At 68.7% G+C, this 26887-nt stretch carries 25 protein-coding genes; 13 read left to right on the plus strand and 12 right to left on the minus strand.

Annotation, left to right across the window (positions count from 1 at the left end; all coding sequences use genetic code 11):
* The coding region (locus VFW69_RS01905) for an ATP-binding protein (protein WP_526497602.1) at positions 1-1986 on the minus strand (1986 nt) is incomplete at its 3' end.
* A gap of 188 nt (positions 1987-2174) precedes the next feature.
* Between VFW69_RS01905 and VFW69_RS01910 the strand changes: the two genes are divergently transcribed.
* Positions 2175-3410: a cytochrome P450 gene (locus tag VFW69_RS01910; protein WP_526497604.1), complete on the plus strand. Its 1236-nt coding sequence runs from the start codon at positions 2175-2177 to the stop codon at positions 3408-3410.
* Between the two features lie 15 nt (positions 3411-3425).
* Here the strand turns inward: VFW69_RS01910 and VFW69_RS01915 are convergent, their stop codons facing one another.
* From VFW69_RS01915 to VFW69_RS01940, 6 genes are read right to left on the minus strand one after another with little or no spacing between them, the layout of a single operon-like run.
* Entirely contained in the window at positions 3426-4580 is a 1155-nt protein-coding gene (locus VFW69_RS01915) for a glycosyltransferase family 4 protein (RefSeq protein ID WP_526497606.1), read from the minus strand.
* A gap of 51 nt (positions 4581-4631) precedes the next feature.
* Positions 4632-5186, minus strand: coding sequence for a DUF3592 domain-containing protein (locus tag VFW69_RS01920; protein WP_526497712.1), 555 nt, complete (start codon positions 5184-5186; stop codon positions 4632-4634).
* Between the two features lie 14 nt (positions 5187-5200).
* Positions 5201-6847 carry a 2-succinyl-5-enolpyruvyl-6-hydroxy-3-cyclohexene-1-carboxylic-acid synthase gene (menD, locus tag VFW69_RS01925; protein ID WP_526497608.1) on the minus strand — a complete coding sequence of 549 codons (1647 nt, stop codon included), beginning with the start codon at positions 6845-6847 and terminating at the stop codon, positions 5201-5203.
* A 44-nt stretch (positions 6848-6891) separates the two neighbouring features.
* Entirely contained in the window at positions 6892-7680 is a 789-nt protein-coding gene (locus VFW69_RS01930; protein WP_526497610.1) for an alpha/beta fold hydrolase, read from the minus strand.
* Positions 7677-8657 carry an o-succinylbenzoate synthase gene (locus VFW69_RS01935; protein WP_526497612.1) on the minus strand — a complete coding sequence of 327 codons (981 nt, stop codon included), beginning with the start codon at positions 8655-8657 and terminating at the stop codon, positions 7677-7679. The genes VFW69_RS01930 and VFW69_RS01935 overlap by 4 nt, the downstream gene beginning before the upstream one ends.
* Positions 8654-10258 (minus strand): amidohydrolase, encoded by a 1605-nt coding sequence (locus tag VFW69_RS01940; RefSeq protein WP_526497614.1) that lies wholly within the window; start codon positions 10256-10258, stop codon positions 8654-8656. The genes VFW69_RS01935 and VFW69_RS01940 overlap by 4 nt, the downstream gene beginning before the upstream one ends.
* A gap of 77 nt (positions 10259-10335) precedes the next feature.
* Between VFW69_RS01940 and fadD8 the strand changes: the two genes are divergently transcribed.
* The 11 genes from fadD8 (at position 10336) to VFW69_RS01995 (ending at position 19991) form a co-directional block, all read left to right on the plus strand.
* The gene (gene fadD8 / locus VFW69_RS01945; protein ID WP_526497616.1) at positions 10336-11946 is read left to right on the plus strand and encodes a fatty-acid--CoA ligase FadD8; all 1611 of its coding nucleotides are present in this window, start codon (positions 10336-10338) and stop codon (positions 11944-11946) included.
* A gap of 108 nt (positions 11947-12054) precedes the next feature.
* Positions 12055-12510, plus strand: coding sequence for a nitroreductase family deazaflavin-dependent oxidoreductase (locus VFW69_RS01950; protein WP_526497618.1), 456 nt, complete (start codon positions 12055-12057; stop codon positions 12508-12510).
* 13 nt (positions 12511-12523) lie between these two features.
* The gene (locus VFW69_RS01955; RefSeq protein WP_526497620.1) at positions 12524-13426 is read left to right on the plus strand and encodes a 1,4-dihydroxy-2-naphthoyl-CoA synthase; all 903 of its coding nucleotides are present in this window, start codon (positions 12524-12526) and stop codon (positions 13424-13426) included.
* Positions 13427-13465: 39 nt separating this feature from the next.
* The gene (locus tag VFW69_RS01960) at positions 13466-14356 is read left to right on the plus strand and encodes an SDR family oxidoreductase (protein WP_526497622.1); all 891 of its coding nucleotides are present in this window, start codon (positions 13466-13468) and stop codon (positions 14354-14356) included.
* A gap of 31 nt (positions 14357-14387) precedes the next feature.
* Entirely contained in the window at positions 14388-15020 is a 633-nt protein-coding gene (locus tag VFW69_RS01965) for a maleylpyruvate isomerase family mycothiol-dependent enzyme (protein ID WP_526497624.1), read from the plus strand.
* A gap of 21 nt (positions 15021-15041) precedes the next feature.
* Positions 15042-15449: a VOC family protein gene (locus VFW69_RS01970; protein ID WP_526497626.1), complete on the plus strand. Its 408-nt coding sequence runs from the start codon at positions 15042-15044 to the stop codon at positions 15447-15449.
* Positions 15450-15546: 97 nt separating this feature from the next.
* Positions 15547-16788: an inorganic phosphate transporter gene (locus tag VFW69_RS01975; RefSeq protein ID WP_526497628.1), complete on the plus strand. Its 1242-nt coding sequence runs from the start codon at positions 15547-15549 to the stop codon at positions 16786-16788.
* The gene (locus tag VFW69_RS01980) at positions 16788-17087 is read left to right on the plus strand and encodes a hypothetical protein (RefSeq protein WP_526497630.1); all 300 of its coding nucleotides are present in this window, start codon (positions 16788-16790) and stop codon (positions 17085-17087) included. Before VFW69_RS01975 ends, VFW69_RS01980 begins: the two co-directional genes overlap by 1 nt.
* Before the next feature lie 53 nt (positions 17088-17140).
* Entirely contained in the window at positions 17141-17434 is a 294-nt protein-coding gene (locus VFW69_RS01985) for a DUF3349 domain-containing protein (protein WP_526497632.1), read from the plus strand.
* A 68-nt stretch (positions 17435-17502) separates the two neighbouring features.
* Complete coding sequence (gene menE, locus VFW69_RS01990; RefSeq protein WP_526497714.1) at positions 17503-18594, plus strand: o-succinylbenzoate--CoA ligase; 1092 nt, start codon at positions 17503-17505, stop codon at positions 18592-18594.
* An 11-nt stretch (positions 18595-18605) separates the two neighbouring features.
* Positions 18606-19991, plus strand: coding sequence for a hypothetical protein (locus VFW69_RS01995; protein ID WP_526497634.1), 1386 nt, complete (start codon positions 18606-18608; stop codon positions 19989-19991).
* 12 nt (positions 19992-20003) lie between these two features.
* Here VFW69_RS01995 and VFW69_RS02000 read toward each other — a convergent pair whose 3' ends face one another.
* From VFW69_RS02000 to VFW69_RS02010, 3 genes are read right to left on the minus strand one after another with little or no spacing between them, the layout of a single operon-like run.
* Complete coding sequence (locus VFW69_RS02000) at positions 20004-20666, minus strand: TIGR04282 family arsenosugar biosynthesis glycosyltransferase (protein WP_526497636.1); 663 nt, start codon at positions 20664-20666, stop codon at positions 20004-20006.
* The gene (locus VFW69_RS02005) at positions 20663-21325 is read right to left on the minus strand and encodes a glycosyltransferase family 2 protein (protein ID WP_526497638.1); all 663 of its coding nucleotides are present in this window, start codon (positions 21323-21325) and stop codon (positions 20663-20665) included. Before VFW69_RS02005 ends, VFW69_RS02000 begins: the two co-directional genes overlap by 4 nt.
* Before the next feature lie 2 nt (positions 21326-21327).
* A complete protein-coding gene (locus tag VFW69_RS02010) occupies positions 21328-23016 on the minus strand; it encodes a DUF7159 family protein (RefSeq protein ID WP_526497640.1) in 1689 nt (562 codons plus the stop codon).
* A gap of 307 nt (positions 23017-23323) precedes the next feature.
* Between VFW69_RS02010 and VFW69_RS02015 the strand changes: the two genes are divergently transcribed.
* A complete protein-coding gene (locus tag VFW69_RS02015; protein ID WP_526497642.1) occupies positions 23324-25045 on the plus strand; it encodes a DUF7937 domain-containing protein in 1722 nt (573 codons plus the stop codon).
* 3 nt (positions 25046-25048) lie between these two features.
* Here the strand turns inward: VFW69_RS02015 and VFW69_RS02020 are convergent, their stop codons facing one another.
* Both VFW69_RS02020 and VFW69_RS02025 read right to left on the minus strand, forming a co-directional pair.
* Positions 25049-26077 carry an NAD-dependent epimerase/dehydratase family protein gene (locus VFW69_RS02020; protein ID WP_526497644.1) on the minus strand — a complete coding sequence of 343 codons (1029 nt, stop codon included), beginning with the start codon at positions 26075-26077 and terminating at the stop codon, positions 25049-25051.
* Positions 26074-26850: an S-methyl-5'-thioadenosine phosphorylase gene (locus VFW69_RS02025; RefSeq protein ID WP_526497646.1), complete on the minus strand. Its 777-nt coding sequence runs from the start codon at positions 26848-26850 to the stop codon at positions 26074-26076. Before VFW69_RS02025 ends, VFW69_RS02020 begins: the two co-directional genes overlap by 4 nt.
* Positions 26851-26887: the final 37 nt, after the last annotated feature.

Genomic DNA, 26887 nt, shown 5'->3' on the forward strand with positions numbered 1-26887 from the left:
GGCGATCGTTCGGGCATGTTCCCAGCTCAGCCACGCCGCGGCGATGTCACGGTTGGTTGCCCATGCTGCGGCTCGCATGTGCCAGCCGTAAGCGCCGTGCTCATCGCCGGCGGCCTCCAAATGTCCGGCGATCAAGGCGGCGTCTTCATCGGCCGCCGCCGGGGCACGTGATTCGATCACAGCCGCAATGCGCCGGTGCAGTTCGGCGCGATCCGATCTGAGCTGCGATTCGTAGGCCACCGTCCGAATCAGCGGATGGTAGAACACATACTCGGGTTTCCGGCTGGGCCCGACCTGATTGATGAGCTGGGCTGACACCAGTTCCTCGAGCAGGGGCTCGATGCCCAACGATTCCAGGAGATCCCGGTCGAAGTTCGAGCCGATGACCGCCGCCGCGCTCAGGGTGCGTTTCGCCTTCGCGCCCAGCCGGTCGATGCGCGCTGCGATAGTGGCTTGCAGCGTGGCAGGCACGCGCACCGCAGCACCTGCTGTCGTCGAGATGTACGCTCCCGAATTGCCTTGCAGTACACCGCGATCAGCAAGATCCCGCACTATTTCTTCGGCGAAGAACGGGTTTCCGGCGGCCCGCTCGGTGATCATGGTGGCCAACTCACCGACTGACGGGTGTGCCCCGAGCAGCTGCGAGACCAGTCCTGCGGTCTCCGGATCACTCAGTGGCGAAAGGGTAATGGTTCCTGCACCGGCAACCCGGCTCAACGCACCTTGATATTCGGGGCGATAGGTGACCAGTGCCAGCGCGCGTGTCTTCGGGATTACGGTGATGAAATCGGCCAGCAGCGACTCGCTGACCTCATCGACCCAGTGGGCGTCTTCTATGACATAAAGCGCCGGGGTTTCGCGGGCGAGCGACGCGGCGTTGACCAGCGCCGTCAACCGCCGCCTGCGCGCTTCGGGATCGATCTTGGGTAGCTCCACATCGGGATCGGCGATGCCCAGCAGGTCGTTCAAGAGCAACAAGTCCTCCGGCTCCGCGTCGCGAGCCTGGGCCCGTATCCGTGCCCGGGCGTCGGGCGGGTCAAGGCCCTTGATGCCTGTGACCGCGCGTAGCAGCCGCCCCACGCCGTGAAACGGGATCTGGCTGGTGTGTGATTCGCAGGAGGCGGCGAACACGTCGATGCCCCGAACGGCAGCCATGGCAGAGACGTCGCGCACCAGACGGCTCTTGCCGATGCCCATTGGCCCCACCACGCCGACAATCACGCCGTGGCCATCGAGTGCGCGCTCCAGCGCGCCCTCGACTGCCGACATCTCGCCGCCCCTGCCGATCAGCTTCGACTCGGCATGCCAGGCACCGCGCTGTTCGTCGCCCATGCCCAGCAGCCGACGGGCCGGAACCGGCGCGTTTGAACCCTTGATCTGAACCAACTCGGATTCACCGAGATTCGCCGCGCCTTCGACGAGTCGCGCTGTCGACGCGCTGAGCATCACCCCGCCGGGCGGAGCCGCCGATTCCATCCGCTGAGCCATGCCGACTTGCTCACCTATGGCGGTGTAACCGAAAGGTCCCGAGCCGATTTCGCCCGCGATCACCTGACCGGAGTTGAGTCCCACCCGCAACTGCAGATCTACACCGTCGCGGGCGTCGACGTCGACGGCAAGCCGCTTCGTCTCCTCCTGAACCCCCAACGCCGCCAAGCAGGCGCGAACGGCGTGGTTCTCCAACGCAATCGGCGCGCCGAACACTGCCATGATGCCGTCGCCGGTGAACTTGTCCACGGTGCCGCCATACCGCTGCACCACCGCCGCGCAGACATCGGCGACGTCCGCCATGATCTCTCGGAGCCGTTCCGCACCCACCGACGCCGCGATGTCCATCGAGTGCACTACATCGGCGAACAGAACGGTGACCTGCTTGTATTCCGCGCGGGTATCGGGTTTTTTGACTGGTGAGCCGCAGCCGTGGCAAAACCGGGCGTTCTCCAGAGGCTCGGTGCCACAGGTTTGGCACGCCGCTATGGCCGTCATTCGACCCTCCGCCGATCGGGCCCCAAAGTTTGCAGAGTCCTCAAAGGATAGGCGGTGGGTCACCTGGTCGCGCACCGGGCGGCAAGTACTCGTGGGGCAAGACAGGTAGTCGTCTACGCATGTGCTGGGTGGCCAAGACCTCAAGGCTGGGGCATGAAGGTACTTCACCGCCGACTTCGGGGGCCACCATGACCATTACGACTGACGCGCCGATCCGCCCGAGCGTCTTTGATGCCGGACTTCCGACGATTGATTATGAGCATTGCCAGAGCCTGGAAGAGGCACACACGATCATTCGCCAGGCGCGACAACAGGCGCCTATTGCCATCGGCCCCCATGGGCCGGAGTTTTTGACCTATGAATTGGTTCGAACCGTCCTGCGTGACCCGCGATTTCGCGTGCCACAGGGCATGTTCCTGGCTTCACAAGGCATCACCAGTGGCCCGCTGTGGGAGCGGGTCGCGACGAACCTGATCAGCCTTGACGGCCCGGCGCACCAGCGGCTGCGCCGCCTCGTGTCCAAGGCCTTCACACCGCGAGCCACCGCGCGGCTGAGCACCACGATCGTCGAGGTGATCAACGAACTCGTGGACCATCACACCACCACCGGGCGCTGCGACGTCGTCAGCGACATTGCCCGTCAATATCCAATCCCGATCATCTGTGCGCTTCTGGGCGCCCCGGCGCAGGATTGGAAGCTGTTCTCGGAGTGGACAGACGACATCTTCAAGGCCTTCAGCTGGGAGGTCGCCGCCCACCAGCGGACCATCTTGGCGGCATGGGATGAGCTCGACGCCTACATCGACGACATGGTCGCCCAGCGGCGGCTCACGCTGACCGACGACCTGCTCTCGGATCTGATCCGCGCCGAGGACGACGGCGATCGCCTCAACGCCGAAGAGCTGCGGATGCTGGTGGCGGGGCTGTTGATGGCCGGCACGGACACGACGCGCAACCAGTTGGCCGCCTCAGTACACGTGCTGTGCGATCACCCCGACCAGTGGGCGCTGCTGGCCGAGCATCCCGAGCTCGCGGCAAACGCGGTCGAAGAGACGATGCGGCATTCACCGATCGCAGGCGCCACCCTCCGCGTTGCCCTCGAGGACGTCGAGGTCGCCGGGTTCATGATCCCGGCCGGCACACTGGTGATCGCCAACACTGCCGCAGCAAACCGCGACCCCGCCGTCTACGACGACCCCGACCGACTCGACATCACCCGCGTGGGAGCTGCGGCGATGCAGACTTTCGGCGCCGGCATGCACTATTGCCTGGGGGCCAACCTGGCCCGACTGGAGCTCGCCGAAGCCCTGACGGTCATGGCACGGCGCATGCCCAACGCCCATCGCACCGGCCCCGCCCCATGGAAACCCCTCACCGCTATCAGCGGACCGGCCACGCTGCCAATAGAATTCGACCCGTCATAGGGACTGACCGCTCGCTCACTCGCCCTGCGCGTACCGCTTGGCGAACAGCCGCCGGCGGGCAAACGGCGACAGGACCGCCTCGTAGTGGCCGAGCAGCTCGTCACAGATGACCGGCCAACTCCGGCCGAGCACGCTGCGCCGGGCGGCCAGCGCGTAGCGGTGGCGTTCGTCGATCAAATGGGTGACGGCCGCGGGCAGCCTCGCCTCGAACTCGTCGACGCCCAGCAACAAACCGGTACGCCACGGCGTGACGAGGTCACGTGGGCCGCCGGCGTCGGGGGCGATCACCGGCAACCCCGACGCCAGCGCTTCTTGCACGACCTGACAAAACGTCTCGTGCTCGCCGGGATGCACGAACACGTCCATGCTGGCGTACGCCGCGGCGAGCTCTTCGCCGTACAGCGCGCCGGTGAAAACCGCTGTCGGCATTGCCGATTGCAGCTTGATGCGGTCGACACCGTCACCCACGATGACGAGCTGAACCGCGTCGTTGGCGGCCAGCCCGATGAGACGCTCGACGTGTTTCTCGGGCGCGAGGCGACCCACGAACCCGACGATGGGCCTGCCCCGCGGCGACCACTGGCGTCGCAGCACCTCGTTGCGCGCGGACGGCGCGAACCGCAGCACGTCGACACCGCGTGCCCACCGGTGTACCCGCGGAAACCGATGAGCGACAAGCGATTCCATGGTCACACTGGATGGCGCCAGGGTGCGGTCGGCAAGGCCGTGCAGATGACGGAACCACGCCCAGGCGGCCCGCGCGGTCATCGGAATGCCGTAGCTGGCCGCGAAGCCCGGAACGTCGGTTTGATACACCGCGACCGTCGGCACCCCCAGCCAGCGGGCCGCCCGCACCCCGCCGTAGCCCAGGAGCGCCGGCGAAGCCAAATGCACCACGTGGGGATCGAATCCGCGCAACACCTTCACCAGCCGGGGCGTGGGCACACCGAGCGGCAGGGTGGTCACCTTGGGGAACATCCGCGACGGCACCCGGTGAACGCGGATCCCGTCGTAAATGCGATCTGCCCGGGGCTGGCCAGGAGGTGTGTCAGGGGCGATGACGAGGGCTTCGTGACCCGTCCGGCGCAGATGCTCGAGCACCCGGATCACCGAGTTGCTGACACCGTTGACTTCGGGGAGGAAGGATTCCGCGACGATGGCAACGCGCACCTCACTACCGTGTCAGCGTCGGCTGTCGATAAGGTTGCCTGCGGGCATACGTCATGCGAAATTTGCAGGTCCGGCGCTTTTGGCGGTCGGGTTCTCGGTTGCGTCCGGGGGGACGTCGCGCCGGTCGAGCCACTTGTCCAGCAGCGCCAGCGCGATCAGGATCGCCCCCGCGCCCAGCCAGCCGACCACCGCGATGGACCCGGCCGGGATGATCGCCAGCCCGGCATTGCGATGCTGCACGCGCACCAGGTTGGGATCGTTCTTGTTGTACTCGACGTAGATCCGCATCCCGGTGGCCAAATGGGACGGGTAGAGCACACCGAGCTCGGGACGATAGGTGACTCGCTCGGGGGTGACGAATTCGATGGTGGAACGGTGCGGTCCGGCACTGAGCACCTCCGCCTGCGCGACACCCATGTTGTGGGTGATCGCGAGGTCGTCGCGCCAGGCGCCGGCCACCAGCAGCATGGACTGCAACGTGACCAGGCCGGCGACGATCAGCACCGCAATTCTGGCCCACCGCAACGCAATCCTGGCACGCGTTTTCGGCGGTTCGTCACTACGTCCATGAATCAGTAAGCGCAGCAGAGTTTTTGGAGATGTCACCATCTATGTGCGCCTCATAGCGCGGCCTTGATCGCGGCGTGCAGCTGCCGCAGCGACGACCGGTCGGCCTTGACCTCCAGCACCCGCATTCCGGGTCCGGATTCGTCGAGCGCCGTGGGCAATTCGCCCACCTCGATCTGCCGGCTCTCGACGTGGTAGGCGCGGCACAGCGCGCCCACGTCGACGTCGTGCGGTGTGCCGAAAACCCGTGACGAGACGTCGGAGAACCGCGGGTCACCCTGTTCGAGCAATTCGAAGATGCCGCCGCCGTTGTCGTTGGAGACGACGATCGTCAGCCGGCGCGGGATGGGCTCGGTGGGGCCGATGAGCAACCCGGAACTGTCGTGTACGAACGTCAGGTCGCCGATCAGCGCGACGGTGCGCGCCGGGCTGTCCGGGCCGCCCTCGCGTTCGTGGGCGAGAGCCGCCCCGATGGCAGTGGAGACCGTCCCGTCGATCCCGGCGACGCCGCGGTTGGACCGCACCAGGATGTCACGGGTGTCCAGGCCGACCAGCGCCGCGTCGCGGACCGGGTTGGAGGCCCCGAGTACCAGCTGATCGCCGGGCGCAAGCGCGTCCGCCACGGCCGCCGCGACGTGCAGGCCGGTGGTCAGCGGGTGCGCGTCGAGTTGGCTGCGGACGGCGGCCAGCGCGTGCCGGTTGGACTCCGCACAGCGGTGCAGCCAAGCCGGGTTCGGCGCCCCGACGGTGACCGCCCGGGTCCCGGTGGCCTGGGAATTGCCCGAAACGTCCGGCCAGCGCGGCCCGGTGGTCAGCGCGAATACCGGCACCTGCGGGTCGGCGAGCAACGCCGACACCGGCCGGTGCAGCGTGGGGCGACCGAGCATGATCACCTGCTTGGGCCGCAGCAGGGGCAGCGCCAGCGGGTGCAGCGGGTTGGCCGGGGCGGGCGCCGTCGGCTCGGCGACGGTCGGCAGCTGCGCCAGGTTGGGCTGCACACCCGCGCCGTGCCCGGCGATGACGACCGTGTCGGGTGACAGGTCGATGTCCAGCGGCTGGTCGAAGCTGACCGGCGGGGCATAGGTCCACGGCCGCCCGCCCGGGCGGCCCTGCGGCGTCGCCGTTTGAGGGTCGGGACCGGGCACCAGGGGTTCGCGCAGGGGGATGTCGAACTGCACCGGGCCGGCGTTGGCGGTACGGGATCCGGTGGCGGCCACCAGCACCCGGCACGTGGCCGATCGCCAGGTGGCGTTGGCCGAATCCAGCCGCTCGGGGGCGTCCTCGGCCAGGCCCAGGCTGATGGTGGCCCGCACCTGCGTGCCGAAGTAGCCCAGCTGCTCCATGGTCTGGTTGGCCCCGGTGCCCAGCAGCTCGTAGGGCCGGTTGGCCGACAGCACGATCAGCGGCACCCGGGCGTAGTTGGCCTCGATCACCGCCGGGCCGAGGTTGGCGACGGCCGTGCCGGACGTCATGGCGACGCAGACCGGCGCGCCGGCGGCGATGGCCAGGCCAATGGCCAGATAGCCGGCGGTGCGCTCGTCGATGCGGACGTGCAGGCGGATGCGGCCGGACCGGTCGGCGTCCTGCAACGCGAAAGCCAGCGGGGCGTTCCGCGAACCCGGACAAAGCACCACGTCGCGGACACCGCCGCGAATCAGCTCGTCAACGACGACGCGAGCCTGTGTCGTCGAGGGGTTCATTCCTACAGAGTGTCACAGCCCGCTGACGATGCCCGCCGGGTCACTCAGCCCTCGGCGTCGCCGAAGAACTTGAGCATGGCGGCGTTGACGGCGTCCGGTCGCTCAAAGAAACCGAGATGACCTGCGTCGGGTATCTGCACGTAACTGCCATTGGGCAGCGCGTCCGCGACCTCGCGGCCCATATGCGGCGGGGTCAGCAAGTCGTCGGAGAAGCCGATCACCAGCACCGGGGTCGTGATGCTGCGGTAGGCGGTCAATCGGCTGGTGTACGGCGCGATATCGAGCTGCGCGCGCATGCCCGGGGTGGGCTTGATCGGCCAGGTGGAAAACATCGCGATCCAGTCGGCGACCGCGGTGTCATCATTGAGCGTCTTGCGGGAAAAGTTTTCCAGCAGGCGGATTTTGGCGTCGTACGCGGGCGGCAGCTCGACACCGGTGTCGGACAGCTCGGCCTCGGCGTCGCGGAAGAACTGCCGGGAGCGGTCCATGCGGCCCCGCGTGCCCATCAGCACCGCCGAGCTGACCAGCTCGGGCCGGGCCAGCATGAGCTCCTGCGCGATGAACGCGCCCATCGACATCCCGACGATGCGGGCCGGGGCCGCATTCAGGCCCTCGATCAGCGCCGCGGTGTCGGCGACCATGGTTTGCGTGGAGAAACCCTGCGCGTTCTCCGTGGCACCGATTCCGCGATTGTCGAAGGTGATGACGCGGTAACCGGCCGCCACAAAGGCGGGGACTTGATAAGGGTGCCAGGTTCGTCCGGCGCCGCCGTGGCCGGCGATAAATACCACGGGCTCACCGGAGCCGCGGTCGTCGTAAGCCAGGTTCATCACCCGGAAGACGGTACAAGCAACCGATGGCAGGCCTTGACCCGGTCGATCCACCACTGCCGCCGCTCCGGCGCCGCCCGCAGCGCCCGCAGCCGCTCCGGGTCGGGCGTAACCGGGCCCACCGCCAGGGCGCCGTCGACGGGCGCTGCGGTCTCGGCGACGTCGTCGACGAACAGCCCGCCGGTGCCCAGGCCGCAAGCGTGTCGAAGTTGCGGCAGGGCCGCCGCGGCGGTCAGGCCGGCGGCGATTCCCACCGCCGAATCCAGCGCGCTGGAGATCACGACCGGGATATCGATCTGCGCAGCGATCTCGAGCATGGCCGAAATCCCGCCCAGCGGAGCGACTTTGAGTACCGCGATGTCGACGGCGTGCGCGCGGACCACGGCCAGCGGGTCGTCGGCCTTGCGGATGCTCTCGTCGGCGGCGATCGGCACGTCTGGCATATCCGGGCGCCGGCGCAGCTCCGCGAGCTCGTTGACGCTCGCGCAAGGCTGTTCGAGGTATTCCAGCGGCCCGTCGGTGGTCAGCGCGGCCGCGGCCTGCACGGCCTCCTCGACGCTCCAGCCGCCGTTGGCGTCCACCCGCACCGTCGGGACCAGTTCGCGCACGGCATTGACCCGTGCGACGTCGTCGGCCAGCGTCTGCCCGGGCTCGGCCACCTTCACCTTGGCGGTGCCGGCCCCGGGGAAGCGAGCGAGCACCTCGCCCACCTGCGCGGCGGGCACGGCCGGCACGGTCGCGTTGATCGGGATGCGGTCGCGACGGGTCGGCGGCGGCTTTCGGTAGGCGGCTTCGATGCCCGACGCCAGCCAGTGCGCGGCCTCGCGCGGCTCGTATTCGACAAAGGCCCCGAATTCGCCCCACCCGGCCGGGCCGTCGATCAGCGCCACTTCGCGGGTGGTGATGCCGCGGAACCGCACCCGCATCGGAAGCGCCACCACGTGCAGGCGGTCGAGCAGGTCCTCGAGGGTCGGCGTCACGCGCTGTGGACCTGGCGGCCCGCCAGATAGGTCGCCCGCACCTTCAGGTCGGCGATCTGCTCGGGGGGCACCGTTCGCGGATCGGCAGAGAGCACCACCAGGTCCGCATACTTGCCGACCTCCAGCGACCCGATCACATCGTCGGAGAACAGCTGCCAGGCCGCGTCGATGGTCTGTGCGCGGATCGCCTGCTCCACGGTCAGCCGCTCTTCGGGTCCGAGCACCCGGCCGCTCGGCGCCGTGCGGGTCACCGCCACGCTGATGTTGCGCAGCGGTTCTTCGGGCGTAACCGGCGGGTCGTTGTGCAGGGAGATGCGCATCCCGGTGGCGACCGCGGATCCGGCTGGCATCCAACGGGTTCCGCGTTCCTCGCCGAAGAGGCCGTCGACAATGACGTCGCCCCAGTAGTGGATCTGGTCGACGAAGATGCTGCAGGTCACCCCGAGGTCGTGGGCGCGCTGCAGCTGCTCGGGCCGGATGGCGCCGACGTGCTCGAGCCGCAGCCGGTGGTCGTCGCGCGGATGGCGGCGCAACGCCTCTTCGTACACGTCGAGGATGGTGTCCACGCCCGCGTCGCCCTGCACGTGGCAGGCCATCGGCCAGCCCAGTGGGAAGTACGCGCCGACTATTTCGTGCAGCTGCTCGGCGGTGTAGTTGGCGCAGCCGCAGGATCCCGGCGTGACGCCGATGATCCGGGTGGCTTCGGTGTCCAGATACGGAAACGAGAGGTCGATGTTGCCGATCCAGGGCGAGCCGTCGACCCAGATCTTGATGCCGACCTGCCGCAGCATGTCGTCGCCCTGCCCGGGTGTGGCGGCGGTGGACATCTGCGGGTTGGAGATCTCGTAGGTGCGCAGCCGCACCGTGAGCCGCTCGCGCAGTTGCTCGACCACCGGCCGGAAGTTCGGGTCGAAGGCCATTTCCGAGCAGGTGGTCAGACCGGCGCGGTTGAGCCGGGCGCACTCGGCGAGCAGCATCTGCGGGTAGTCGGCGAAGTCGATGGCTCCGGCCAGCAGCTGGAACACCGCGCCGGTCTCCTCGGCGGTGCCGTCGAGTTCACCGTCGGCGTCGCGGCCGAACTTGGCGCCTTTGGGGTCCGGGGTCTCGCGGTCCAGCCCATGAAGCTTGGCGGCGCGCGAATTGAAGTAGGCCTTATGCCCGGAGTTGTGGATGATCACCAGTGGGCTGTCGGGCGCGATGTCGTCGAGCCAGCTCAGCGTCGGTTCCGGAAGGCCGCTCTGCAGCAGCGGATCCCAGCCGTTGAGGAAGGCGCCGTCGGATCCCCGCCGGGCGACCTCGGAGTGGATCGCGGCGACGACCTCGTCGGCGTTGCGCATCGTGACCGGCCGGATGTCGACGAGGCGGTCCGACAGGGCGACGGCCTCCATCAGCGGATGCCCGTGCGCCTCAACGAATCCCGGCATCACGCAGCCGTCACCGACATCAAGGGTCCGGGTGCCGGGGCCGGCGGATTCGGCGACCTCGGTCCGGGTGCCGACGGCGATGATCTTGCCGTCGGCCACGGCGAGCGCCTCGGCCGTGGGCCGCGCCTCGTCGACGGTCAGGATGGTTCCGGTAACGACGAGATCTGCATCGGCCATGGGGAGGAATCGTACTGATTGCCGGCGTCGAACAGGGTGCGGCTGACCCAAATTGCAACACGTTCTAGTCTGGCCACATGAGTGACGACCTGTTGCGCAACCCGACCCACAACGGCCACCTGCTAGTCGGCGCGCTCAAGCGCCACAAGACCAAGCCGGTGCTGTTCCTCGGCGACACCACGCTGACCGGTGGTCAGATGGCCGAGCGGATCAGCCAGTACATCCAGGCGTTCGAGGCGCTGGGCGCGGGCACCGGCGTCGCGGTCGGCCTGCTGTCACTCAACCGCCCCGAGGTGCTGTTGATCATCGGTGCCGGCCAGACCCGGGGCTACCGGCGCACCGCCCTGCATCCGCTGGGCTCGCTGGACGACCACGCCTACGTGCTCAACGACGCCGGCATTAGTTCGCTGATCATCGACCCCAACCCGATGTTCGTGGAGCGCGCGCTGGGTCTGCTGGAGAAGGTGCCCGGGCTCAAGCAGATCCTCACCATCGGCCCGGTGCCCGAGGCACTGAGCGGCCTGAAAGGACAAGTGGTCGACCTGGCGGCCGAGGCGGCCAAGTACGACCCGCAGCCGCTGACCGCCGCGGATCTGCCGCCGGATCAGGTCATCGGCCTCACCTACACCGGCGGCACCACCGGCAAGCCCAAGGGCGTGATGGGCACCGCGCAGTCGATCTCCTCGATGACCCAGATCCAGCTCTCGGAATGGGAGTGGCCGGAGGACCCGCGGTTCTTGATGATCACCCCGCTGTCGCACGCCGGGGCCGCGTATTTCCTGCCCACCCTGATCAAGGGCGGCGAGATGCATGTGCTGCCCAAGTTCGACCCCGCAGAGGTGCTGAAAGCCATTGAATCCAAGCGCATTACGGCCACATTCCTGGTGCCGTCGATGCTGTATGCGCTGATGGACCATCCGGATTCGCACACCCGCGACCTGTCGTCGCTGCAGACCGTTTATTACGGCGCGTCGGCGATCAACCCGGTGCGGCTGGCCGAGGCGATCCGCCGGTTCGGCCAGATCTTCGCCCAGAACTACGGGCAGTCCGAGGCGCCGATGGCCATCACCTATCTGGCCAAGGGCGAGCACGACGAGAAGCGGCTGACATCCTGCGGGCGCCCCACGTTATTCGCGCGGGTGGCGCTGCTCGGCGAGGATGGCAAGCCGGTCCCGCAGGGCGAGCCGGGCGAAATCTGTGTAAGCGGACCGCTGTTGGCGGGCGGTTACTGGAACCTGCCGGAGGCGACGGCCGAGACGTTCAAGGACGGCTGGCTGCACACCGGCGACATGGCCCGCGAGGACGAGGACGGCTTCTACTTCATCGTCGACCGGGTCAAGGACATGATCGTCACCGGCGGTTTCAACGTGTTCCCGCGCGAGGTCGAGGACGTCGTCGCCGAGCATCCGGCCATCGCCCAGGTGTGCGTGGTCGGCGCGCCGGACGAGAAGTGGGGCGAGGCCGTCACCGCGGTGGTCGTGCTGCGCTCCGATGCGCCCCGCGATGACGCGGCGATCGAGAAGATGACCGCCGAGATCCAGGCCGCGGTCAAGGACCGCAAGGGCTCGGTGCAGTCGCCCAAGCGCGTGGTGCTCGCCGAATCGCTGCCGTTGACCGGGCTGGGCAAGCCGGACAAGAAGGCCGTGCGTGCGCAGTTCTGGGAGGGCGCCGCGCGCTCCGTCGGCTGAGGTTTCCCTCGCGCCGAACGTGAAGCTGGCTTCACACTCGGGACCGAACGTGAAGCTGGTTTCACACTCGGCATCGGGGCGCGGCAGGCCTGAAGTAACGTCGCTGGTATGGCCAGTGGCAAATCGGTGAAGCCGCCCTGGTGGCTGAAGCCGGCGAACAAGGTCTTCATCCGGATGACGCGGCTCGGCTTGAGCTTCGGCGGTGAAAGCCCGGTCGTGTTGACCGTGCCCGGACGCAAGTCCGGAACGCCCCGGTCGACGCCGGTGACACCGATGACGGTGGACGGCAAAAGATATGTGGTGGCCGGGTTTCCGGGTGCGGATTGGATCCGCAACGTCCGCGCCGCCGGCTACGCGACGCTGGCGCGCGGCCGGCACTGCGAGCGAGTACGGATGGTGGAGTTGTCCGCCGACGCGGCCCGGCCGTTCTTGCGGGCGTTTCCCACCGAGGTGCCCACCGGCGTCGGCTTCATGAAACGCTCTGGATTGGTCAAGGACGGACGCCCCGAGGAGTTCGAGGCGCTGGCCGGCGTGTGCCCGGTATTCCGGCTGGACCCGGCGTAGGAGTTCAAACAGATTGAGTGACAACCCCTTTGATGCGCAGGCGTGGCGCCCCGTCGACGGGTTCGGCGACCTGAGCGACATCACCTATCACCGGCACGTCGATGACGCCACCGTGCGGGTGGCGTTCGATCGCCCCGAGGTGCGCAACGCGTTCCGGCCGCACACCGTCGACGAGCTCTACCGGGTGCTCGACCACGCCCGGATGTCTCCCGACGTCGGCGTGGTGTTGCTGACCGGCAACGGACCATCGCCCAAGGACGGCGGCTGGGCGTTCTGCTCCGGTGGCGATCAGCGCATCCGCGGGCGCAGCGGCTATCAGTACGCGAGCGGCGACACCGCCGACACAGTCGACACCGCCCGCGCCGGCCGATTGCACATCCTCGAAGTCCAGCGACTGATCCGGTTCATGCCCAAGGTGGTCATCTGTCTGGTCAACGGGTGGGCGGCCGGCGGGGGGCACAGCCTGCATGTGGTCTGCGACCTCACCCTGGCCAGCCGGGAGCACGCCCGCTTCAAGCAGACCGACGCCGACGTCGGCAGCTTCGACGGCGGCTACGGCAGCGCGTACCTGGCCCGCCAGGTCGGCCAGAAGTTCGCCCGGGAGATCTTCTTCCTTGGCCGCCCCTACACCGCCGAACAGATGCACCACATGGGCGCGGTGAACGCCGTCGTCGACCATGGGCAGCTGGAATCGGAGGCCATCGCGTGGGCGCGCGAGATCAACGCCAAATCGCCCCAGGCACAACGCATGCTGAAGTTCGCGTTCAACCTGCTCGACGACGGCCTGGTGGGCCAGCAGCTGTTCGCGGGCGAGGCCACCCGGCTGGCGTACATGACCGATGAGGCCGTCGAGGGCCGCGACGCCTTCCTGGAAAAGCGGGATCCGGACTGGAGCCGGTTCCCCCGCTACTTCTAGCGGCAGGCGCGCCGGGGGCACCGCCTAGACTCGCGTCCCGTGAGCAAGAGTCCCCTCCGCCGCATCGCCGACCAGCTGGTGCTGGCGACCATGCGACCCCCGATGGCGCCGCAAGTCCTGGTCAACCGTCCGCTGATCAAGCCAATCGAGCTGGCCGGCAAGCGCATCCTGCTCACCGGGGCTTCGTCCGGGATCGGTGAGGCCGCGGCCGAACAGTTCGCCCGGGCGGGCGCCACGGTGGTCGTCGTAGCCCGCCGCCAGGATTTGCTGGAGGTCCTGGCCGAGCGGATCACCACCGCCGGCGGTGAAGCGTTGTCGATCCCGTGCGACATCTCGGATATGGACGCCGTCGACGCGCTGGTCGCCGACGTCGATAATCGTCTCGGCGGAATCGACATTCTGATCAACAACGCCGGCCGGTCCATCCGCCGGCCGCTGGCAGAATCGCTGGAACGCTGGCATGACGTCGAGCGGACCATGGTGCTCAACTACTACGCGCCGCTACGGCTGATCCGCGGGCTGGCGCCCGGGATGATCGAGCGCGGCGACGGCCACATCATCAACGTCTCCACCTGGGGCGTGTTGTCGGAGGCCTCGCCACTGTTCGCGGTGTACAACGCCTCGAAGGCCGCGCTGTCGACGGTCAGCCGGGTGGTGGAAACCGAGTGGGGCAACAAAGGCGTGCACTCCACCACGCTGTACTACCCGCTGGTGGCCACCCCGATGATCGCGCCGACCAAGGCCTACGAGGGCATGCCCGCGCTGACGTCGGAAGAGGCCGGCGAGTGGATGATCACCGCCGCCCGCACCCGCCCGGTGCGCATCGCCCCGCGGATGGCGATCGCCGCCAAGGCGCTGGACACCTTCAGCCCCCGGTGGGTTAATACACTCATGCAGCGTCAACGCGTCCAGCCCAACCGCGATAGCTGACCTGCCACCCGCCAAACCTTCGGGAGTTGCCATGTCCGATCCGTGGGCCACCATCGCGGCCGAGCGTGGCGCGCTTGCCGACGACCTCGCCGACCTGACCCCGGGGCAATGGGATACGCCGTCGCTCTGTGCGGGCTGGACGGTCCGCGACATCGTCGCGCACCTGTCGGCGACCGCCTCGCTGAATCCGGCCACGTTTTTCCTCGGGATTGCCAAGGCCAAGTTCAAGTTCGACAAATTCGCCAACGACCAGATCGCCAAGCACCGGGGAGCCGACCCGGCCGCGACCTTGGCCGAGTTCCGGGGACTGCAGAATTCCACCTCCGCACCGCCGGGCCCCAAAACCTCCTGGTTGGGTGAGGTGGTGGTGCACGGCGCCGACGTTCGCCGTCCCTTGGGCATCTCCCACACCTACCCGCCCGACGCCGTCCGCCAGGCGATCGACTTCTACAAGGGCTCCAACATGTTGCTCGGCTCCAAGAACCGCGTCGCCGCTCTGGCGTTGTCCGCCACCGACGACGACTGGCGACACGGAGAGGGTGAAGCGGTCGAGGGCCCGCTGCTGTCGCTGTTGCTCGCCATGACCGGCCGGGCCGCAGCTTGCGACGACCTCGTCGGCCCCGGCGTGCCAACGCTGCGCAGCCGGTGCGCCCCGGCAGGCTAGAGACGTGATAGACACGACGCTATGGAGATCCTGGCCAGCCGGATGCTGCTCCGGCCGGCGGACTATCAGCAGTCGCTGACCTTCTACCGCGACCAGATCGGCCTGGCGATAGCTCGTGAATACGGCGGAGGCACAGTATTTTTCGCGGGGCAGTCGCTGCTGGAACTCGCCGGTTACGGCTCCCCGGACCACTCCCGCGGCCCATTCCCGGGCGCGCTGTGGCTGCAAGTCCGCGACATCGCGGCAACCCAGGCCGAGCTTCGCGGCCGCGGGGTGTCGATCGCGCGCGAGGCTCGCCAGGAGCCATGGGGTCTGCACGAAATGCATGTGATCGACCCGGACGGGATCACGCTGATCTTCCTTGAAATCCCCTCCGACCACCCGCTACGGCGTGACACCCGAGGTGAACGGCCGGGGAACGCCGGTTAACTGGAAGGTAACATCTGGCGACGGTTCAAGGTACACCCGCGTTTCGGCTCCCGCAGCATTCGACAATGGATTCCTCCTACCACCAGAATCAGGCGCTGTGAACATCCAATTGTTCCTCTTGATCATTGTCGTAATCACGGCACTGGCTTTCGATTTCACCAACGGCTTCCATGACACGGGCAACGCGATGGCGACCTCGATCGCCAGTGGTGCGCTCAAGCCCAAAGCGGCGGTCGCGCTGTCTGCGGTGCTGAACCTCGTGGGCGCGTTCATGTCCACCGCCGTCGCCGCGACGATCGCCAAAGGCTTGATCGACGGGCACATCGTGACGCTGGAGCTGGTTTTCGCCGGCCTCGTCGGCGGCATCGTGTGGAATCTGCTGACCTGGCTCCTCGGTATCCCCTCGAGTTCTTCGCACGCCCTGATCGGCGGCATCGTCGGCGCCACCATCGCGGCCGTCGGCACGCACGGGGTGCTCTGGAAGGGCGTGGTGTCCAAGGCGATCATTCCGGCCGTCGTGTCGGCGATCCTGGCCATCGTGATCGGCGCGGTAGCGACCTGGCTGGTCTACCGGATCACCCGCGGCATCCCGACCAAGCGCACCGAAGCCGGCTTCCGGTACGGCCAGTGGGGCTCGGCATCGCTGGTCTCGCTGGCGCACGGCACCAACGACGCGCAGAAGACGATGGGCATCATCTTCCTGGCGCTGATGTCCTACGGCTCGGTCAGCAAGACCGCCTCCATGCCGCCTCTGTGGGTCATAGTCGGTTGCGCGGTGTCGATGGCGCTCGGCACCTATCTGGGCGGCTGGCGGATCATCCGCACCCTGGGCAAGGGGCTGGTCGAGATCCAGTCGCCACAGGGCATGGCGGCCGAATCCTCTTCGGCCGCGGTGATTTTGCTGTCCGCCCACTTCGGCTACGCGCTGTCGACCACCCAGGTCTGCACCGGCTCGGTGCTGGGCAGCGGCCTGGGCAAGCCCGGCGGCGAGGTCCGCTGGGGCGTCGCAGGTCGCATGGGCGTCGCGTGGCTGGTCACGCTTCCGCTCGCCGGGCTGGTCGGTGCGGTCACGTACTGGATCGTGCACTTGATCGGCGGCTACCCGGGCGCCATCGTGGGCTTCGCGCTGCTGATCGCGGTTTCGGCCACGATCTACATCCGGTCGCGCAGGGTCAAGGTCGACCACCACAACGTCAACGCCGAATGGAAGGGCGACCTGACCAGCGGGCTCGACGAGTCCGACGATAAGCACCCGCCCTCGGACGCCGGACCCACGGCGGGCGGCGGTACGGCTCCCCGATTCGACTCCGACGACCCCACGATGAAGGCGAACGCTTGATGAGTCACTTTGGCGACTGGTTCAACTACCAGGCCTCCCTCAAGATCCTGCTGTTCGCCATGCTGGCCGGCGCCGCCTTACCGGGGCTGTTCGCCCTGGGGCTCCGATTCCAGGCGATCGGCGCCGGACAGGTCAGCACCGATGGCGGCTCGCCACGGAAGAACCCGGCGCTGCTGGCGGTCGCGTGGGCGATCTATGCACTGGTACTCCTGGTCATTGCCTTTGCATTGGCCTACATCTCCCGGGACTTCATCGCGCATCACACCGGCTACCCGTTCCTCGGAGCCAAAGCCAAGTAGCATCGATTGGTGCCCACCGATTTGCTAAGCCAGACACTCGGGGGTGTTGGAGCGTGAACGGATTTCTGAATTCGATCGTCTCGTGGCTCCGCGCGGGATACCCGGAAGGCGTGCCACCGACCGACACCTTCCCGGTGCTCGCGTTGCTGACGCGCCGGTTGTCCGGCGACGAAGCCAAGGCGGTGGCCTGTGAACTGGCCCGCCGCGGCGGGTTCGACGATGTCGACATCGGTGTGCTGATCACCCAGATCACCGACGAGCTGCCGTCACCCGCCGATGTCGAGCGGGTGCGGGTGCGGTTGGCAGCCCAGGGCTGGCCGTTCGACGATGCCGAGGACCCCGCATAGCCGTACTGCGCGCGCTGCACGTTCCGCCTGGGTCGGCGGTCTCGTCGCTGGTGCCCGCACTGGAACGCGTGCTGGACGGCCGCGACCCCGCACTGATCGCCTTGTCCGCAGGCGACGATCGTGAGTCGGCTGCGTTGCGGACGCGTCTGCGCGTCGGGGAGGCCATCGACGACGACGTGGCCCTGGTGGCGGCGACGTCGGGAACCACCGGAGTTCCCAAGGGCGCGTTGCTGACTGCCGACGCCCTGACCGCTAGCGCGACGGCCACCCATGACCGCCTCGGCGGGGCGGGTAGGTGGCTGCTCGCCTTGCCGCCCCACCACATCGCGGGGGTTCAGGTGCTGGTGCGCAGCGTGCTCGCCGGCTCGGTACCGGTCGAGATGGATGTCTCCGCAGGGTTCAATGTCGCCGAATTGCCCAGTGCCATAAGGGCGTTGGGGTCGGGACGGCGATACACCTCGCTGGTCGCCACGCAGTTGGCCAAGGCACTCGGCGACCCGGCGGCCGCGGCCGCCCTCGCCGAACTGGACGCCGTGTTGCTCGGCGGCGGACCGGCGCCGCGACCGGTTCTCTACGGAGCGGCCGCGGCGGGCATCACCGTGGTCCGCAGCTACGGGATGAGCGAGACCGCGGGAGGGTGCGTGTACGACGGTGTCCCGCTGGACGGGGTGCGGCTGCGCACGGTCGACGGGCGCATCGTCATCGGCGGCACGACGCTGGCCAAAGGCTACCGCAACCCGGTTGACCCGGATCCGTTCGCCGAGTCGGGCTGGTTTGCGACCGACGATCTCGGCGCCGTCAGCGACGCGGGCGAGCTGACCGTCCTGGGCCGCGCCGACGACGCGATCAGCACGGGCGGGTTGACGGTGCTGCCGCAGCCGGTCGAGGCGGCGCTGTGCAGTCATCCGGCCGTCAGCGATTGCGCGGTGTTCGGAGTGGCCGACGACCGGCTGGGCCAGCGGGTGGTTGCCGCGATCGTGGTGCGCGACGGGTCCGCCGCGCCGACCCTGGATGCGTTGCGCGCGCAGGTGACGCGCACCCTGGACGCCTCCGCCGCGCCGCGCGAGCTACACATCGTCGACGCACTGCCGCGCCGCGGCATCGGCAAGGTCGACCGAACGGCGTTGGTGCGCCGGTTCGCCGGCACGAGCGATCAATAGGCTGTTCGTCCGTGAGGATCGCTCGACGGGAGGCAGTGGCCGAAGCGGTAGCGGTCACGGTCGGCGTGGTGCTGGTGGCGGCGGCGTTCGTGCTGCCGCGGATGAAGCTGGGGGTGCGGCCGCGTCTTGATGTCGGCACCGAGAAGTTCGCCACCCACGCCGGCTCCGCGCCGATTTTCGGCGAATGGTTGATCCACGCCAGCTGGGGAACCGGGCCCGCGATTGCCATCGCGATCGCCATCGTGGCGTGGGGACCCATTTTGGCGCAACGCCTTTCGTGGCGGGCATTGACGCTTGGCAGCTGGGTCACCGCATGCGGGTGGGCGTTCGCGCTGGCGATGATCGACGGCTGGCAGCGCGGCTTCGCGGGCCGGTTGACCACCCGGGACGAATACCTGTCGCAGGTGCCGAGCATCACCGACATCGGTGCGACGCTGCGCACGTTCGCGACCCGGATTGTGGACTACCAGCCGAACTCGTGGACGACGCATGTGTCGGGGCATCCGCCCGGCGCGCTGCTGACGTTCGTCTGGCTGGACCGGATCGGCCTGCACGGCGGCGCCTGGGCCGGGCTGCTGTGCCTGCTGGCCGGCTCGAGCGCGGCGGCCGCGGTGGTGATCGCCGTGCGCGCGCTGGCCGACGAACAGACCGCGCGCCGCGCTGCCCCGTTTGTCGCCTTGGCGCCGACCGCGATCTGGGTGGCCGTCTCCGCGGACGGATACTTCGCCGGGGTGGCGGCGTGGGGCATCGCGTTGTTGGCCGTGGCGGTGCACCGTCCGGTCCGCTTCCCGGCGCTGACGGCTGCGGGCGCGGGCCTGCTGTTGGGCTGGGGTGTGTTCTGCAACTACGGCCTGATGTTGATGGGGTTGCCGGCGTTGGCGGTGCTGGCCTCTGCCCAGAAGCAGGACAACGGCTGGGCGCACTGGCGGGCGATCCTGCGGGCCCTGGGCCCGGCGGCGCTGGCCGCGATCGCGGTGGCGGTGGCCTTCGCGGTCGCGGGATTCTTCTGGTTCGACGGCTACGCCCTGGTGCAGCAACGCTATTGGCAGGGGATCGCCAAATTCCGGCCGTTCCAGTATTGGAGCTGGGCCAACCTGGCGAGCGTGGTGTGCGCGATCGGGTTGGGTGGCGTCGCCGGAATCAGCAGGGTGTTCGACTGGCCCGCCATCCGTCGCCGCTCCGGTTTCCCTTTGCTGTTGTTGGGCGTGCTGGCCGCAATCGTCGTCGCGGACCAGAGCATGCTCAGCAAGGCCGAGGTGGAACGCATCTGGCTGCCGTTCACCATCTGGCTCACCGCGGCGGCCGCTCTGCTGCCCGCGCGGTCACACCGGATCTGGTTGGCGCTCAACGCCCTCGGCGCGCTGGCGCTCAACACGATCATCCTGACGCACTGGTAGAAACCCGCTCGTCTAGAGGCCGGCGGCACGGGTGACGCGCGCGAACCGGCTGGTGGGTGGGCAGGCGTCGCGAACCACCTCGACGTCGTCGACGAAGTCCACGTCGGCCAGCGCCTCGATGGTCACCACGTCAATGCCGTTGTCGCGCAATGCCTTCAAGGTCAAATCCCCGGTGTCGGGCACGGACATCGGCACGGTGCGCAGGCACTGCGCCATCGCGGGCTCCGCGACGCCGAGCAGCCACCAGCCGCCGTCACGGGCCGGCCCGAGCACGGCCGGCGCCTCGAGCAGCCGGTGCGCGCAATCGGTCAACAGATCCGCACTCACCTGGGGGGTGTCCATCCCGATCTGCAGCACCGGGAGGCCGCCGGCCGCGTCGGCGTGCGCGTTGGCGAGCCGGGTCGCGAAATCCTCACCGCGCTGGGGGATCACCGTGAACGACGCCAGCCGCTGCCGGATTTCGGCGGCGTTCGCCGCGGCGTCCAGGTCGCCGGCCAGCGCCACTACCCGCGCCGCCACCGGCGCTGCGGCCACCGCATCGAGCGTGTCGAGCAGTGCGGCGGCCGCGATTTCGGCGGCGACCCGGTCGCCGACGGTCGCTGCGAGCCGCGTCTTGGCCCGGCCCGGCTCGGGCGCCTTCGCGACCACCAGCAGGGTGACCGGAAGCAGGCTCACGAAATCACCTTCCAGAAGTCCAAGATCGCGGTGATGCTGCCCCGCAGCGAACCGCTGACCTTCGACTTGCCGCCCGTCCGCGGGCCGTAGCTGACGTCGAGTTCGACGACGCGCCAGCCGGCGGCGGCGGCACGCACCAACAGTTCCAGTGGATAACCCGATCGCCGGTCGACGACGCCCAGGCGCAGCAGCGCCTCGCGCCGGGCAACTCGCATCGGCGCGATGTCGTGCACCGGCAGGCCGTGGCGGGTGCGCAGTCGCCAGCTCATGACCACGGTGCCCACCCTGGCCACCCACGGCCAGTGCAGGCCGGGCACCGGCCGGCGCCGGCCGGTCACCAAGTCGGCGCCGCGCTCGAGCTCGGCGACCAGCCGGGGCAGATCGGCGCCATCCATCGAACCGTCGGCGTCGATGACCGCGACGATCGGGGTCATCGCCGCCAGCACGCCCGCGTGGACGGCCGAGCCATACCCGGCCCGCGGCTCGGCGATGACTTGGGCGCCGTGGCGGCTTGCGACCCCGGCGGTGTCATCGGTGCTGTTGTTGTCCACCACCAACGCCCGGTATGCCGCGGGAATGGCGGCCAGCACCGCCGGCAGCGACTCCTCTTCGTTGAGGCAGGGCAGGACCACCGTGACCAGGCCGTCGGCTTCGGGCACGCTCAGAATCCGTGGTGGGTATGGGGCTCCTGCGGGAACACCGGCTGCGAATGCGTCGGTGGCGGCACGGTCTGCTGGGGTTGCGTCGGAATCGGCGCCTGGGTGGCCTTGGTGCTCGGCGGCGAATACGTGCTCGGCGGCGGCGCCTGGGTCGTTGCCTTGGTGCTCGGCGGCGAATACGTCGTCGTCGGCGGCGAATACGTGGTGGTCGGCGGCGAATACGTCGTGGTCGGCGGCGTGAATGGCGTAGTCGTCGGCGGCGTAAATGGCGTAGTCGTCGGCGGCGTGTAAGGCGGGTAGTTCGGCCCCCACCCCGGGATCCAGATGGGAATCGGAATAGGAACGGGCACAATGGGATTCGGGCGAGGCGCCCAACCCGGATCGGGATTCGGGACGGCACCGGGGTTGACCGGCGCCTCGGGAACGGGGCCGGTTGGCACCCCGCCTCCCGACGGGGGCCCGACCTGCTGTGGAGCCGGGACGTAGTTGGGAGCCTCGACGGTGCCGCCCTGGAATCCGGCGTTGGGCTGATCGGCCGGGGGCGGGGGCAGCGGGGCCTGCTGCTGGCTCGGCAGGATCGGCATGAACTTGCCCGGGGTGCCGTTTTGGACCCCCACCACCGGCTGCTGGCTGGCGGTCGGCCGAACGGCGACCGCGATCGCGGTGGCCAGCGACGCCAATCCGACGACCGCGAAGACGATGACGGCGTTGCCGATCACCAACGATCGTCGCGACAGCTTCGTCGGCGCGTCCTCGTCGGCGTCGCCGTACTCGTAGTCGTCTAATTCGGGGTCGTACTCATCGAATTCACCCGGGTAGTGCTCACCCTCATCAGCCATCGAATAGGCCAGCTGCTGGTCTTCCGCGTTCGAATCCGCGAACTCCGATGCCGGCACGACGGTCGTCTCATCACCGATCGGCCCCGTCGACGGCACCGCCGTGGTGGCATCCCCGAACGCCGGCGCCATCGCGGTCTCATCGCCCGTCAGGCCGGCCGCCGCCACCATGGCCGTCGCGCCCCCCGCCTGCAGCGCCGCCGCGGTTGCGGCGGCTATCGCGGCGCCGCGGGCGAGCGCAAAGGTGGGGTCATCGGCGACCTGCACCCGCATGGTCGACGAGTCGCGAAGCTCATCGGCGACCCGGTTCAGATCGGGCGACGCACCGAGCAGATACACATCCTGCGGGGCGCCGGGGTGATCGCGCAGGTTTGCCATCATCGTGTGGAACGCGGCCGTCGCATCGCCGCCCGATGCACCCGCCAGCGGCTGGCTGCCCAGCACGGTCGGCGGCGCGTCCGGATCGGCGTCGCCCGAATCCACCATCGACAGCGTCGCGGTCGCGTCGTCCATCACCAGCGCGGCGCCGGGCCGGCCGGCCGCGCGCATCAGGGCGGCCACCGCCTGCGACTCCGAGAGCACCGCGACGTTGTGGACACCAGAATCCTCCAGCGCCCGCCGCAGCTGGTCGGCGGCGGGGTGATCGGTCCAGCACACGCGGGTACCGACCAGTTGGTGGTTCTCGCCGGCGAGCAACCGATTTGTGCCGACCACGGTCTCGGTCAGCGTCCCGATCGGATTGTCAGCGAGGTCGACGACGGATTGGTCGATCACGTCGGCCCCCTGCGCGCCCGACCCGACCAGGGCCAAGCGCGCGACGGGTCCGGTGACCGCAACCCCCAAAACGACGTCCATCCCGGTTCTCCTTCACGCCGGCTACCCCGCGACCAGCAATGTCCCGGCATCATTACACTTGCGATACCGTTGGAATCAATCATTCAGGCGACAAGCTTCGTCTACTAGCGCAGCGTAACCAGCTTTTCGAACGACAGGACGATTGCCGCAAGATCATCTCCGCCTTAGCAGCCGGTCTCGGCCACTGCCACGGCATCCGAACGGAGAATATGTTCGCAAGCGAGCAGTGCATTTCGCTCGGCGGGATAATCTCTCGCAGAACACCCGAAACTGCGCCAAGAACATCGGTCCCTGCATCCCGGGAGGCATGGTGAGCCAGAGCAGCGACGACACGCCTACCGGCCCCATCCGCGGTCAGACCCAGGAGGCACCGGCGCCGCGCATCATCCGCCCCCACGCCACGGGGGGCTCCGCGCCGACCGCCGCGGGAACAAAGCGGTACCCGCACGTCGCCGTCGACGTGACCGCGGTGGCACTGCTGATCCTCGCGGTGTTCTTGCCGTGGAACCTCTACTTCGGACTCGGAATCCCGGACAGCAGCACAACCCTTTTCGGGGTGCTGATCGCGGTGACGGTGCTGGCCGTCGTCGCCGTCGCGGTCGCCGGTTCCTGGCGGTCGCCCGGCGCGCGTTTCAACCCCGGCCGGGCCGCCCGGCTTCGCCTGGCGCTCAACGTCCCCTACCTGCTGCTGGTGCTCGCCTTCGTCGTGTTCGACGCGTACGAGACCGTCCGATTCGGTGGCACGGTCAACGTGCCGGGCGGTGTCGGGCCAGGGGCATGGGTCGGAGTCGCCGGCTCCCTGTTGAGCGCCCAGGCCGTGCCCACCGGCGCACTCGCCGGACCCGTTCCGGCGGGCGACGAGTCCACCGGCTGGCACAGGTCGGCACGGGTCATCGGCTCGCTGTCGATGCTCGCGGCGGTGCTCAGCTTCGGTTTCAACCTGTACTGGCGAATTCGGTACGCGCTGCAAAGCACCGGCGGCGCCGACCAATTCGGCAAACAGAACATCGCCGTGATCGCGACCGCGGTGGTGTACGGCGTGGTGGCCCTGGTCGCGGTGCTGGTCGCCTCCAGGTGGTTGCTGCGCAACACCCGGGCGACCCGGCTCACGACCGTCGCGCTCGGCGCGTCGACGCTGGCCGCCGGGATCCTGGTGTGGCTCTTGCCCGCCGGTCGTGACATCGACGCGTTCCACGGCATCGCGCAGAACACGTCCACCGCCGGCGTCGGGTTCGAGGGCTACCTGGCGTGGGCGGCCGGCGCGGCGCTGTTCGCGCCGCGGACGCTGTTCGGTCACCGGAACGCCTCGCCGACGGAGGAGTCAGCGTGGCGCGCGACGGCCCGAAATGGCTTACTGCTCATCGCCGTTTGGTGTGTGGGGTCGATGGCGATGCGGATCACCGACCTAATCGTCGGCGTGATCCTGAACTACCCGTTCTCCCGGTACGACAGCATCGTGCTGGCCGCGTTCGATCTGGCCACCGCGGTCCTGACGATCTGGCTGCGCCACAGGCTGGCCACCCTCTCGGCGAGAATGGTCACGTCGCTGTGCGGGCTCGTCGCCACGCTCAGCGTTGCCCGTGTCGTCGTCGGCGTCGTGCTGGCGCCGCGGTTCGCGGACTCAGCCAATTCGCCTGCGCTGCACCCGGTCTACGGCAACAACCTGGCCCAGCAGATCACCAGCGTTTTCGACGTGACGTTGTGCGGCCTGGCCCTGGGCATCCTGGTGGCGGCGATCGTCACCGGGCAGCTGAGCAGTCGGCGGCGGGCTAATCGCGCCGCTCGCAGGCGCGCGGCCGCCGCGAATGCGGCGGCACCGACCACCCGGGTCCCGGTGGGCCAGGGCGCCGGGCCGTCGGCCGCGGCGACCACCCGCATCCCCGCCGGCGTTCCCGGCGCGGACAACGATCCGGCGACCACGGAGATACCGCCGCTGGCCAATGCGCCCCGGATTTTCCGTGGCGACGACTCCGGAACGCGTCAGATACCCGTGCCGAAGCCGCAGATCTATCGGCCCCCGCAGGGTTGACCCTCAGCGCAGGGGCGCGAACGCGAATTCGCGCAGCCCGTCACCGGGTGACACGGCCGCACGGAAACCCAGCACCTCGGCGGCCCGGGACGAGTCGGCGACGATGTGGCGCACGTCGCCGCTGCGATACTGCCCGGTGACCACCGGCGACTGCGAGCCGCCGCGGGCGTCGCACAGTGCTTCTGCCACTTTCAAGATCGAAATGGGTTGTCCCGAGCAGACATTGACTGCGGCGAAACCCTCGCGCCGCTGTGTCGCCGCGACGTTGGCCGCGGCTACATCGTCGACGTGGACGAAATCGCGCATCTGGCCGCCGTCCTCGAAAACCATTGGTGCTTCGCCTTTTTCCAGCGCCGACCGGAAGATCGCCGCCACCCCGGAGTAGGGGGTGTCGCGCGGCATGCCGGGGCCGTAGACATTGTGGTAGCGCAGCGCCACCACCGAACCACCCGTGGCCTCCGCCCACGCCAGCGCGTAATGCTCCTGGGCGGTCTTACTGGCGGCGTACAGGCTTCGTGGCCGCAGGCAGGCGTCCTCGTCGACCAGGCGCCAGTGCAGTTCCTCCCCGCCGACCGGGCAGCGGTGCTCGAAGATTCCGGCGTCGAGGTCGGCGCGGCTCCGCGGCAGCGGATCCACGGCTCCGTGTTGTTCGCAGTGATAACGCCCCTGGCCGTACACCACCATCGACGAGGCCAGCACCAGGTGCCGCACCCCGGCGGCGAACATCTGCGCCAGCACGACGGTGGTGGCCAAATCGTTGTGGCCGCCGTAGGCCGGGGCGTCGGCGGCGTCCACGCCGGCGCCCACCATCGCCGCCTGATGGCACACCATGTCCACGCCGGCCAATAGCGGGGCCAGTGCGTCGGCATCGCGCACGTCGACGCGGTGACATCCCTGCGGCAGCACCGGGTTTGGGCCGTGCGCGGCGGCAAGCAACGCGTCGACGGCGACGACCTCGTGACCCGCGGCCCGCAGCGCGGCGTCCACCCGCGCACCGATGAAGCCGGCCGCCCCGGTCAGCAGGACCCTCACGGCAGCTCGATGGGCAGGGTGACCCCGCCGTGCGGCAGGCAATGCGTACAGGTGCGGTCGGCGTCCACCCGGCCGATCGCCTGGTGGACCAGCGTCTTGAACATTTCGATGTTCTTCGCGAATTCGGCGAACACGTCGACGGTCTTCACTCCTTCGCCGGCGCTCACACCGGCATCCAGATCGGTCACCAAAGCAATTGCGGCATAACATATTTCGAGCTCACGAGCGAGCACCGCCTCCGGATAACCGGTCATGTTGACCAGCGAGAACCCGGCTGAGGCGAACCACTGGCTTTCGGCGCGGGTGGAAAAGCGCGGGCCCTGGATCACCACCATGGTGCCGCCATCGGTCACGTGGGGCAGGACGGTCACCGCGTCGCGCAGCGTCGGGCAGTACGGGTCGGCGAAGTCGACGTGGATGCCGCCGGAGTCGAAATAGGTGTCGGCGCGGCCCCGGGTGCGGTCGACCAGCTGGTCGGGCACCACGACGGTGCCCGGGCCGAGTTCGGGTCTGAGGCTGCCCACCGCGCACGGCGCGAGCACCCGCCGCACGCCGAGCTTGCGCAGGGCCCACATGTTGGCCCGGTATGGCACGGTGTGCGCGGAGAATTCGTGCTTGGCGCCATGGCGCGGCAGGAACGCCACCTCCTGGCCGCCGATGGCGCCGACGGTGACCGGGGCGCTGGGCGGCCCGTACGGAGTGTCGACCGTGAAGTCGTGGGAGTCGGATCCGAAGAAGGTGTAGAAGCCGCTGCCGCCGATGACTCCGAGCATCCGACCATTGTGGTGCATGACGCCGAAGTGATCGCGG

This window comes from Mycobacterium sp., assembly GCF_036273375.1.
Taxonomy (GTDB): Bacteria; Actinomycetota; Actinomycetes; order Mycobacteriales; family Mycobacteriaceae; genus Mycobacterium.